We start from the raw sequence: 11,929 nt of genomic DNA, 5'->3' as shown, positions 1-11,929 counted from the left end.
ATGGCGCGGTGCAGGACAGGACCATCCGGACAATTTCAGATGACAGCGTGTTGTTCGTCACGCTCGATTCGTGCCGGTATGACAGCTTTGCCGCGGCCGAGGTGCCGGCACTGAAATCTGTGTCCGCATTGTACGCTGCGCAGGCGCCGTCGCATTTTACCTATGGGTCGCATGCGGCGATGTTCGTCGGATTCACGCCGGGGGTGGCGGCGCTGAAGAAGCGTTTCCTCAATCCGAAGCTGGGCCGGCTGTTCCGGCTGGCGGCGGCGGGGCATCCGGGACTGAGCGAGCCAGGCTTTTCCGTTGACGGGGCGGACATTCCGGACGGGTTCCGCAACGCAGGCTACGCCACGATCGGGTCGGCAGCGATGGGCTGGTTCAATCCCGCGACCGCGGTTTCGGGGACGCTGCGGCAGGGGTTCGGGGCGTTCCAGTTTTCGCAACATGCCGGTGAGCAGGTCGCCTGGATCGAAGAGCAGATCGACGCGTCGGCCGCGGCGGACCAGTTCGTGTTTCTGAACCTGGGCGAGACGCATGTGCCTTATCATTTCGAGGGCGCGGACTGGGCGGCGGCCGACAATCCATGCGTGCCGTTCCAGACCGTCGATCGCCGTGCGGACTGCGCACATCGCCAGCGGCTGGCGTGCGAATATCTCGACCGGCAGATCGCACCGCTGCTGGCGCGGTTCGCACATGCGACGATCCTGCTGTGCGGCGACCACGGGGATGCGTGGGGCGAGGACGGCTTGTGGGAACATGGCATTTCATGCGCCGCAACGCTGACCGTACCGTTGCTGATCCGGTATCGGGGTGTGCCGGTGGAGGCGCTGCCGGACTGAGGCGTTCAGGTCGGAGCGTGACCACCGTTCCGTTGGCGTGTTTGGGCGGCGCCGTTCGTGTCGTCCCGACCGTCCGTCCGACCGATCCGTCGTGGGGGTAGGCAGCGAGCCCCGGATCAAGTCCGGGGCGACGGGGTAAGTGACCGAACCGCCGCCCTATTACTCCGTGAACGCGTTCTGGCGGAGGCGGGTGAAGGGGGTGAGGAGGTAGGAGAGGACCGAGCGCTTGTCGCCGAGCAGGCTGACGTCGGCGATCATGCCGGGGCCAATCGGCAGCGCGCGGCCGGTATTGTCGCGCAACGCGTCGCGGTCCGTGCGGACGCGGACGATATAGTGGCCTTCGCCGGTGCGCTGGTCGATCGTCACGTCGGGCGAGATCGTCACGACGCGGCCGTCGAGCGAGCCGTAGATCGCGCTGTCATAGGCGGTGATCTTGACCTTGGCGCGCTGGCCGGTGCGGACGAAGGCGATGTCCTTGGGCTTTACCATCGCCTCGACGACAAGCGTGTCGTCGCTGGGGACGAGTTCGACGAGGGGGTCACCCGGGCGGACGGTGCCGCCGACGGTGGCGACTAGCACGCGGTTGATGCGGCCGGCCCGCGGTGCGCGGATGACAGTGCGCGCCAGGCGATCTGCGAGCAGCGGCATGGTTTCGGCCCGGGTGCCGAGTTCGCCGCGGGCGGTGGCGAGTTCGTCGCTGGTCCGCGTCCGCCAGTCTTGGCGTTGCTGGCTGAGCGTCGCGCGGGCCTCGGCCACCGCGGATTGCGCGCGGGCAAGCGAGGCCGAGGCGGCGGCCGCCTCGCTGGCGGCAATTGCCGCAGCGCTTTCCGTCTGGACCAGGGTGATGCGCGGTTCGATGCCGCGTTCGACCAGCGGGCGGATCAGCGCGAGTTCGGTGCGCTTCGAATCACGGGCAGCGATGCGGGCCTCCAGCGCGGAGCGGGCCTCGGCCACGGCGCGTTCGGACTGGACGATACGCGACTGGCCGACGGAGATCATGTTCGCGAGATCAGCCTGGCGCGACGCGTAGAGGCTCCGTTCGCTCGCGATCTGGCCGCTGTCGCCCTGGACCGCGCCAAAGTTCGGGGTGGTGCCGGACATTTCGGCAGTCAGCCGGGCGAGCTTGGCGGACAGCGCGCCGACCGTCGCTCGGCCGGTGCCAAGTTCGGCGGTCGTGCTGGTCTGGTCGAGCCGGATCAGCGGGTCGCCCGCGCGGACGATCTCGCCGGTGTGGACGAGTATCGCGCTGACGATGCCGCCCTCGAGGTTCGAGACGACCTGGAGCTGTGACGTGGGGCCGATCCGCCCCTCCGCGTTGACCGAGCGGTCGAGCACGGTGAACCACGCCCAGAGGATGAGGATGCCGAAGAAGGCGAGGATCGTCCAGAGCAGGACGCTGGAGACGACGCGGGGGCGGACCTGGTCGGCCAGATCCTCCAGATGCATACTGCTCATGCTGCCGCCCTCGGCTGGAGTTTCTTCAGGACTTCGTCGCGCGGCCCGTCGGCGATGATCTTGCCGGCGTCCATCACGATCAGCCGCGTCACCAGCTTCACCAGTGACGGGCGGTGGGTGATGACGACGAGCGTCTGGTCGGTCAGTTCGGCGTGCAGCCGTTCGAGGAGGCTGCTCTCCGTTTGTGTGTCCATTGCGCTGGTCGGCTCATCGAAGATCAGCACGGGCGGGCGGCCGGCGAGCGCGCGGGCGATGGCGATCGACTGACGCTGCCCGCCGGACAGGCTTTCGCCGCGGTCGTTAAGGCGCAGGTCGTAGCCGTTGGCGATCTGGCCCATGAACTGGTGCGTGCCGGTCAGGTTGGCGGCGCGCAGCATTTCCTCGTCGTCGACGCCGTCGCGGCCGAGCGTGATGTTGTCGCGGACCGAGCCGGACAGCAGCACGCTTTCCTGAAGCGCCACGCCCATCTGCGCGCGCATCGCGCCGATATCGAGCTGGCGCAGGTCGGTGCCGTCCATCATCACGAGCCCGTCGGCGGGCGGATAGAGGCCGAGAATGAGCCGTGCGACGGTCGACTTGCCCGATCCGATGCGGCCGAGGATCGCGACGCGCTCACCCGGCTTGATCGAGAAGCTGACATCCTCGAGCGCGTTGGCGGTGGCGCCGGGGTAGCGGAAGGTGACGCGGCGAAACTCGATCGCGCCCTTCACCTTGGCAAGGACCAGCGGGTTCGACTGCGCCCCTTCGCGCGGGGCCTGCATCATGCCGTCGAGCTGGCGATAGGCGGCCTGCGTGGAGGTAAGGCGTGAGAGGAGGCTGGCGATCTGCGCCAGCGGGGCGACCGCGCGGCCGGCGAGCATCGAGCAGGCGATGAGCCCGCCCATCGTCAGTTCCTGCGCGCCGATCATCGCGACGCCGACGATCACGACGCCGGCGTAGGAGATCGTCTGCCCCGACGTGGCGATGTTGACGCTGATCGCGCCGACGAGCCGCTGGCGGAGCGAACTGTCCGCGTGGCTTTCCATCGCGCGGCGCCAGCGCTTGGTGAGTAACGGGCCGGCCTGGACCGACTTCACAGTCTCCAGCCCGCCGATCGCCTCGACCAGCACAGATTGTTTCGCCAGCCCCTCGCCCATCGATTGCGCGGACAGTCGGTCCATCGCGGGGCGAGTGAGCAGGCCCGCGATCAGCACGATCGGGACCATCGCGAGCGGGACAAGCACGACCTTGCCGCCGATCAGCGCGATGACGGCGAGCGTCAGCAGCACGAACGGCACGTCGACGATCGCGGTCATGGTGGCCGAGGCGAAGAAATCGCGCAGCGTTTCCAGTTCGCGCATCAGCCCGGCGAGCGAGCCGGTCGAACCCTTGCGCATGTCCATGCGCATCGACAGCAGGCGGTTGAAGATCGACGTGCCGACGCGGCGGTCGATGTCCGCGCCGGCGATGTCGACGAAGTACGCGCGTAGCGTCTTCAGCAGGAAATCGAACAGCACGACGATGCCGAGCCCGATCGACAGGCCAACGAGCGAGGCGGTCGCGTTGTTGGGCAGCACGCTGTCATACACGGTCATCGCGAAGAGCGAGGTGACGAGGCCGAACAGGTTGATCATGACCGCGGCGGCCGCGACCTTCAGATAGGTCGCGCGGTTGCGGCGCATCGGCTCGGTCAGCCAGGCGGCGATCCGGGGCTTTGGCGCGTCAATGACGATCTCTTCGCTCAACGCGGTGTTCCTCGACCTGGAGTAGTAGGGGCGGGGGGGATGGCCAGCGCGTCCAGCAGCCGGCCGGTGCGCGACAGCAGGACATAGCGGGCGGCGTCGAGTTCGCCGACCCCCTGGATATAGGCGGATGCGGTGAGGAAGAACGAGTCCTCCGCCCCCAGGACATCGAACAGCGACCCCCGCGAGACGCGGAACCGTTCGAACAGCACGTCGCGCGACCGGCGGGCGGCGATGTAGCTTTCCTGGAACGCCTTTGCCTGATCGACGAGCGCCTGGACGTCGGACCAGGCGATGGTGGCGTCGCGGGCCGCTTCCTCGCGGGCGCGGGCGGCGCGGGCCTCGGCGACGTTCGCCTGCGCGCGGACCTGGTCGGCGCGCGCATCGACGCCGCCGAAGAAGCGCTTGCGGATCGTCATGACGCCGCGCACGTCATAGTCGTCCGGGTTTTCCAGCACGCCGTAGCGTCCGGCCTGAACGCCGGCGGTAAGGACCGGCAGCGTATCGGCACGCGCGGCCCGGGCGTCCTGCCGCGCGGCGTCGGCCTGCGCCGTGGCGAGCCGGACGGTGGGCGTGGCGAGGGCTGCCTTGCCGACATAGTCGCGCGACAATTCGGTCCGGTCGAGCAGCGGCGCGCGGGGCAGCTGGGCGGGCGGGGGTTCGCGTAACAATTCGGTGAAACGCGCCTCGGCGTTCGCCTGCGACCGGCGATATCCGGCGAGCCGGACGTCGGCGCTGGCGATGTAGCTTTCGACGCGGGCGACGTCGCCGGGGGCCGAGACGCCTTCCTTGACGCGCTGTTCCACCGCGACGCGCAGGTCGCGCTGCGATTGGGCGAAGGCCGCGCCGAGCCGGACGAGCGCGCGGTAGACGAACACGTCGTACCACGCGCCGATCGCGCCGAGCGCCACCTGGTCGGCGGATGCGTCGATGCCGGCGGCCGCGGCACGGAGGCGAGCACCGGCGGCGGCGATGCGGATCGAGGTCGCGCCGAAATCGAGTACGGTCTGCTGAATGTTGACGGTCGCATCGGTCCGACCCGCAGCGCGCGAGCGTTCGACGATATTGTTGATGTCGTTCGAGAAGTTGCGCGCGATGGCGCGGTAACTTGTCCCCGACACGTCGACATAGGGGAACAGGCCGGCACGGGCCTGACCGCGTGCGGCCACCGCGGCGTCGCGTTCGGCGGTCGCCTCCGCCGATGACGGTGCCTCGCGCACGGCGCGGCCGATCATGGTGCGGAACACGTCCTCGCTGCCGTTGGTGCGGCCGAGCGCCAGCACCGGATCGGCGGCCGGATCAATCCGCATAGGATCGCCGACCGGCGCGGGCAGATCGGTGGCGGCGGGGGTGGGAGGCGTCGGGACGGCGGCCAGCGCGCGGTCCGGTAACAGCGCCGTTCCGGCAAGCGCCAGAAGCAATGCGGCGCACATGGGCCGCCGTGCGTCCCCGGCCGAACGGACTTTCGATACGTTCAAGTCAATTGCCCTCGCCCATCCCGCACCGACCGTCCACCGCATGTCCGCGGCCCCACCGAACGGCGTGCAGGCCCGCTTACCGGGTCCCGTCCGCACCGTCATCAACCATGACTGCATAGTGCAAATTCAGTTCGCGACCATGCCCCGCGACGTTCAAATTGCGATTAACTTTCTGGTAATAATAAATCCACAAACCGGGCTTGCGAAGCAAAAATATCGCAGATACGTTTCATGAATTGAAGATTAACGATGTCAGCACATGACGTTACGGCATGTGCTGATGTCGATACTCAAGATCGGCCGGCGGGGGAAGACGACTCTCCCCCGAGGACGCCCTGTCCCCTGTATCTGCGGAACGGAACCCACTCCATGGCAACATATCGTCCAGTGACTTCTGCGCTGATCGACCAGAACGATGCCGCGACCAGTATGGCGGGCGATCATTTCACCGCGGCCTACAACGCGTCGCAAATCGCGACTGCCGATACGGGCCCCGATGTAGTCAACATCGTGACGTCGGCGGCCAATGCCGTGTCCGCCCCGGATGTCACGACAAGCGTGATCGGTGACGATGCGGTGGCGCTGAGTTTCGACGACGCATCGGCATTGGCCATGACGGCGTTGAAGTCAGGCGACCTGTCGATGCTGGATGAACAGCTCGCGTCGCTGTACTACAGCAATTCGTCCCAGGCCGTAGCAATGTCCGCCTTTACCGGCAGCGTCGAGCAGATCGCCAACGCGATCACCGCCGACGGCAAATATGTTCTGATCGACACCACGGCGCGCGACGGGAACGGTGCGGGGTTGCTCGCTGAATTGCAGGGGCTCGGCCTGAAGGGCGGCAGCAGCTACGGCGCGGTTGCATCCGGATACATTGCCGTGGACCAGATCGGCGCGCTGACCACCGCGACGAACCTGCTTGCCGCCCGCGAATCTGGGTTCACCAGCAGCGTCGGCCTGGTCACGACGCAGGCCGACTCGACAATGGCGGCCGATACGGCGCGTGCGACCTACGGCGTTGACGGCACCGGCATCCGCGTCGGCGTGATGTCCGACAGCTTCGGCCGGAACGGCAGCACCACAGACACCGTCGCGACCAACATCGCCAGCAACGACCTGCCGACCGACACGCGCGTGCTGGCCGACCTGACGGGTGCGGGCAGCGATGAGGGCCGCGCGATGGCTCAGCTCGTCCACGATCTGGCACCGGGCGCGGCGATAGATTTCGCAACGGCGTTCAACGGCCAGGCGTCGTTCGCCAACAACATCATCGCGCTGGCGGATGCCGGCGACCGTGTCATCGTCGACGACGTCAGCTACTTCGCCGAACTCACCTACCAGAACGGCATTATTTCGCAGGCGGTAAACGAGGTCGCGGATCGCGGCGTCGCTTACTTCAGCTCCGCCGGCAACGATGGGCGCGAAGGCTATGAGGGCGCCTGGGTGTCCGGTGGCACGCAGACGCTGCTCGGCGCCGAATACACGCTGATGCAATTCGCACCGGGCCAGGACTTCATCACCGTCACGATGGGTGCGGGTGCCACCGGCACGTTCATCCTGCAGTGGGACTCGCCAGCCGCATCGGCGGGTGGCCCCGGCTCGGCCAACGACCTTGACGTGTTCCTGACGAGCGCGGACGGCACGACGGTCCGCGCACGGGCGGCGACCAACAATCTCGACGGCGATCCGGTCGAGGTGTTTCGCTACACCGCGCCGTCCGCGGGCACGTTCCAGATCCGCGTCGGCCTGTATGACGGTGAGGCACCGGGTCAGATCCGGCTGATCGCATCGGGAAACGGGGCGAACATCAATTTGGAAAACCCGCTGTCCAACACCAACGAGGGCACGCTGTACGGCCACCATGCGGCCGAAGGGTCGATGGCGATCGGCGCGGCATCCTTCGCTCGGACGCCGGAATATGGCTATAACCCGCCGGTCGCGGAGACTTTCTCTTCCCGCGGTACGCAGACGACGTTGTTCGACGACACTGGCAACCGGCTTGCGGCCCCGGAGGTTCGCACGGTTGCGATGACGGCGGTCGACGGTGGCAACACGACATTCTTCTCCGGCGATTCGGCGGCGGATGCGGACACGTTCCCGAACTTCTTCGGCACGTCCGCGGCGGCCCCCGACGCGGCGGCGGTCGCGGCGTTGATGCTGCAGGCCAACCCGCTGCTCAACGGCGCGGATGTCCGGGCACTGATGATGAACTCGTCGATCGACATGGACGATAGCGCGACGGTCGGGTTCGATGTCGGTCTGGACGTGCGGACCGGGTCCGGCTTCGTGCTGGCCGACAAGTCGGTGCAGTTCGCGACGACGCTCAACATCTCCAACCCCGGCCAGACGACGCTGTACGGCACGCACCTGAACGACACGATCACGGGCAGCGTCGCGGCCGACACGCTGTACGGCTATGACGGCGACGACCGGGTCACGGGCGGCACCGGCGCGGACATCGTCTATGGCGGCGCGGGCAACGATGCGCTGTACGGCAATCAGGACGACGATCAGGTCTTCGGCGAGAGCGGTAACGACACGATCTACGGCGGGCAGGGCAATGACATCCTGAACGGCGGCGCCGGCGACGACGTGGTCGAAGGCGGGTTGGGCAACGACCGGATGGTCGGCGGTGTCGGCACGAACACCGCCAGCTATGTCAACGCGACCTCTGCGGTCTCGGTGAACCTGGCGACGGGGACTGCGATCGGCGGGGCCGGCACCGACACGCTGAGCAATTTCCAGAACGCCATTGGTTCCAGCTTCGGCGATACGATCGGCGGCAGCGTCGAGAACAACGTCATCAGCGGCGGGGCGGGCAGCGACACGATTAGCGGTGGCGAGGGTAATGACATCATCGACGGCGGGTTCGGCAACGAAACCCAGTTCGCCGACACGGTCGATCGCGCCGACGTGACGAAGCCAGCCGCGACGACGAACAACAGCATCGCGACCGCGGTGGTGCTCGACTCCTCGGCCGCCGGCAATTTCGATCTGGTCAGCAACACCAACATCGAAAGCGCACGCAATATCCCTCATGCGACGGTCAACGCGACCGCCGCCGGTAACGGCCTGGAATATTACGGGGTTACGGTCGATGCGGGCGCACGCGTCGTGTTCGACATCGATCAGGTGTCGTTCGACTCCGTGATCCAGATCGTCGACGCCGCGGGCACGGTACTCGCCGAGAATGATGACGACTTCGGCGATCCGGGCAGCTCCAGCCTCGCCAGCCGGCTCGACTACACGTTCGCGACCGCCGGAACCTATTATGTCCGGGTCATCGATTTCGACACGCTTGCCGCGCCAAGCGCAGGTGGTCTGGTCGCGGGCGAAACCTATACGCTCCATATCTCCGACACGTCGGCAGAGGTCACGCCGACCGGGACGTTCACGTCCGGGTTCGACACGATCGACGGCGGGATCGGCAACGACACCGCCAGCTATGCCAGCGCGACGGGGGGCGTGACGGTCAGCTTGGCCTTGGCCGGGCTGCAGCAGACGGGTGCCGGTGGCCCTGACCTGCTGACCTCGATCGAGAATCTGTCGGGCTCCGCGTTCAACGACGTCCTGACCGGTAACGATGCGGCGAACACGCTGACCGGCGGGGCCGGGACCGACACGCTGAACGGCGGGTTGGGCACGGACACGCTGAGCGGCGGGGACGGCGACGACGCGTTGTACGGTAACCAGGGCAATGACACGCTGGACGGCGGGATCGGGAATGACAGCCTGTTCGGTGGACAGGGTTCCGACACGCTGAACGGTGGCGACGGCAATGACCTGCTGCAGGGTGGGCTGTTGTCCGATCGGATGACCGGCGGCGCCGGGGCGGACACGTTCCGTTACGCGGTGGCAGGCGACTCCCCGTCCGCGACCGCGGATGTCATCACCGACTTCCAGACCGGCGTCGACAAGATCGATCTTTCGACGGTCAACACCAGCGCCGCCGACCGCGTGAACATCTTCACGTTCGGCAGCGACACGTTCGTCAGCGTCGATCTCGGCGGCAACGGTGTGGTCGACCTGAACATCCAGGTGACCGGTGCCAATGCGGTCGCGACGTCCGATCTCGTGCTGCGGTCGGCAGTGGTCACGACGTCCGATGTGATCGTCAGTTCCGATGCCGCGGTTGCGGAGCCGGTGAGCGACTTCGCGGTCGTCACGCCGTCCGCCTTCTCGGCGGAGCCGATCGCGGCGGACATGAGCCATATGGCCGGGGCGGGCATGGCCCTGATGACGTCCTGGAACTACGGCGTCATGGAGAACGTGGTCGCGGTCTGATCGTGGCAGGGGAGCCGGCCTGGCCGGTTCCCCGCTTACAGTGGTGAGCCAATTGCCTGGCTCCGGTTCGACTGATGTCGGACGGGAGCCAGGCTTTTTTGTGATTGGTTCGTCAGCGTTTCAGTTTGCCATTTGCCGAGGGCGATAGCGACGCTGGACGGATTGCGGGGGCGGCCGTTTCATAACGTGGGTAGAACAATGGCGACGGCCATCGCCGACGGTTCTGTTCAGCTGGCCGTGGCTTGGGAAAGGTCAGTAGGCGAGCGCGCAGCCGTCGGCGCGCATTTCGCTGGCGCCGGCATAGACGCGGGTCGGGCCGTCCATGCGGTGTTCGACGCATTGGTAGCGGCCGAAGCCACCGTCCGGATCGCCGATCGTCCAGCCGATTTCAGCCAGGCGCCTGCGGGTGGCGAGCGGAACGCCGCTTTCGAGGCGGAGCAGACCGGTCGGGCCGAGGCCGGTGTCGTCCTCGCCCATCGATTGGGAGGAGCCTTCGTGGTGCCAGCGGGGGGCGTCGCCGGCCGACTGGATTTCGAGGCCGTAGTCGACGCGGTTTACGATGATCTGGGTCTGGCCCTGCGGCTGCATGTCGCCGCCCATCACGCCGAAGCTCATCCACGGTGCGTTGCCGCGCGTGGCAAAGCCGGGGAGGATCGTCTGGAACGGGCGCTTGCCGGGCGCATAGATGTTGGGGTGGCCGTCCTTCAGGCTGAACAGCTGGCCGCGATCCTGGAACATGAAGCCGAGCCCGTCGGCGACGAGGCCGGAGCCCATGCCGCGAAAGTTGGACTGGATCATCGACACCATCATGCCGCTGCCGTCGGCGCAGCTGAAATAGGTGGTGTCGCCGCGGCTGGGGGCCTGGCCCGGATAGACGGGGGTCAGGATGCGGTCGGGGCGGATCAGCTTGGCACGTTCGGCGGCATATTCCTTGGAGATCAACCATTCGACGGGAATCTTGGCGAAGCGCGGATCGGCATAGAAGCGCGCGCGGTCTTCGTAGGCGAGCCGCTTGGCCTCCGCCTGGAGGTGGATCGAGAGCGGGGACTGGAAACCGGCAGCCTTGAGGTCGAACCGTTCGAGGATGTTGAGCATCTGGAGCGTGGCCAGGCCCTGCGTGTTGGCACCGAGCGCGTGGACGGTGGTGCCGCGATAGTCGGTGCGGTTGGGCGCGATCCATTCGGAACGGTGCGCGGCGAGATCGGCATAGCGCAGCCAACCGCCGATCCGCTGGAAATAGCGGTCGATCGTGCGGGCGACGTCGCCCTGGTAGAAAGCGTCGCGGCCGCCCGCGGCGATCGCGCGGTAGGTGCGCGCCAGATCGGGGTTGCGGAACACCTGGCCCGGCCTGGGGCCCTTGCCGTCCGCGAGGCCGTAGGTGCGCAGCGCGTTGGCGGACTCCTCCAGCCCGTTGCCGGGGCGGCGGAATGCGGTGAGGCTGCGCCGGATGTAGAAGGCGATCATGTCGGGAACGGGGACGCCGGCCTCGGCATGGGCGATCGCGGGCTGGAACAGGTCGGCCCAGGGGAGCTTGCCGTAACGCTGGTGCATCGTCCACCAGGCGTCGACCGCGCCGGGGACCGAGACGCTGAGCGCGCCGAGCGGGGGCAGGACGCCGTTCTTCGCGCGGCCGCGGACGGTTTCGAGGCTGAGCCCGCGCGGGCTGTTGCCCGATCCCGTGATGCCGACGACGGCCTTCGCCTTCGGATCCCAGATCATTGCATAGGCATCGCCGCCGATGCCGCTGGCGGTGGGTTCGAGGAAGCCGAGGCAGGCGTTGATCGCGATCGCCGCGTCGACCGCGGAACCACCGCGCCGGAGGATGTCGATGCCGGCTTGGGTGGCGAGCGGGTGGGCGGTGCCGACCGCGCCGTTCAGGCCGTAGACCGCGGTGCGCGAGGCGAAGCTGGCACCGACCGGACGATCGCCGGCGCTGACGTCAGGCCGGATGAAGCGGTCGGTGCCGGGTTCCCAGACCGGCGGAAGGGGTGCTTGCACCGTCGGGGGTTGTGGGGCGGCGCCGTCACCCGGGGCCGCCTTTGCCGCGCCGCCCGTGGTGCCGGTCTGCGCGACCGCGTTCGAGGCCAAAGCGGCGGCGGGCAGGGACGCGATGAACGTGCGGCGACGCATAAGGCAGCTCCTCGGGGGTAAG

Annotated in this window: 6 protein-coding genes; 2 read left to right on the top strand and 4 right to left on the bottom strand. The window is 67.5% G+C overall.

Annotated features, from left to right (window positions below; all coding sequences use genetic code 11):
• Positions 1-8 precede the first annotated feature (8 nt).
• A complete protein-coding gene (locus tag IEX50_RS04230) occupies positions 9-839 on the top strand; it encodes an alkaline phosphatase family protein (RefSeq protein WP_184075169.1) in 831 nt (276 codons plus the stop codon).
• Between the two features lie 159 nt (positions 840-998).
• Here IEX50_RS04230 and IEX50_RS04225 read toward each other — a convergent pair whose 3' ends face one another.
• The 3 genes from IEX50_RS04225 to IEX50_RS04215 are packed head-to-tail and all read right to left on the bottom strand — an operon-like array spanning position 999 to position 5,448.
• Complete coding sequence (locus tag IEX50_RS04225; RefSeq protein ID WP_157175507.1) at positions 999-2,294, bottom strand: HlyD family type I secretion periplasmic adaptor subunit; 1,296 nt, start codon at positions 2,292-2,294, stop codon at positions 999-1,001.
• Entirely contained in the window at positions 2,291-4,018 is a 1,728-nt protein-coding gene (locus IEX50_RS04220) for a type I secretion system permease/ATPase (protein ID WP_157175508.1), read from the bottom strand. The genes IEX50_RS04225 and IEX50_RS04220 overlap by 4 nt, the downstream gene beginning before the upstream one ends.
• The gene (locus IEX50_RS04215) at positions 4,015-5,448 is read right to left on the bottom strand and encodes a TolC family protein (protein WP_184075171.1); all 1,434 of its coding nucleotides are present in this window, start codon (positions 5,446-5,448) and stop codon (positions 4,015-4,017) included. Before IEX50_RS04215 ends, IEX50_RS04220 begins: the two co-directional genes overlap by 4 nt.
• 414 nt (positions 5,449-5,862) lie before the next feature.
• Here IEX50_RS04215 and IEX50_RS04210 point away from each other — a divergent pair, with 414 nt between their 5' ends.
• Positions 5,863-9,777 (top strand): S8 family serine peptidase, encoded by a 3,915-nt coding sequence (locus tag IEX50_RS04210; protein WP_184075173.1) that lies wholly within the window; start codon positions 5,863-5,865, stop codon positions 9,775-9,777.
• Positions 9,778-10,029: 252 nt separating this feature from the next.
• Here IEX50_RS04210 and IEX50_RS04205 read toward each other — a convergent pair whose 3' ends face one another.
• Complete coding sequence (locus tag IEX50_RS04205) at positions 10,030-11,907, bottom strand: gamma-glutamyltransferase family protein (RefSeq protein ID WP_157175511.1); 1,878 nt, start codon at positions 11,905-11,907, stop codon at positions 10,030-10,032.
• Positions 11,908-11,929: the final 22 nt, after the last annotated feature.

The sequence above is a fragment of the Sphingomonas prati genome, from assembly GCF_014643515.1.
GTDB classification, from domain to species: domain Bacteria; phylum Pseudomonadota; class Alphaproteobacteria; order Sphingomonadales; family Sphingomonadaceae; genus Sphingomonas_R; species Sphingomonas_R prati.
This window is presented reverse-complemented; position numbering and strand designations above follow the sequence as displayed.

Excerpts from the sequence above, each read along its gene's own strand:
- IEX50_RS04210 (WP_184075173.1), top strand. The coding sequence starts at position 5,863 with ATGGCAACATATCGTCCAGTGACTTCTGCGCTGATCGACCAGAACGAT.
- IEX50_RS04215 (WP_184075171.1), bottom strand. The coding sequence starts at position 5,448 with ATGTGCGCCGCATTGCTTCTGGCGCTTGCCGGAACGGCGCTGTTACCG.
- IEX50_RS04225 (WP_157175507.1), bottom strand. The coding sequence starts at position 2,294 with ATGAGCAGTATGCATCTGGAGGATCTGGCCGACCAGGTCCGCCCCCGC.
- IEX50_RS04205 (WP_157175511.1), bottom strand. The coding sequence starts at position 11,907 with ATGCGTCGCCGCACGTTCATCGCGTCCCTGCCCGCCGCCGCTTTGGCC.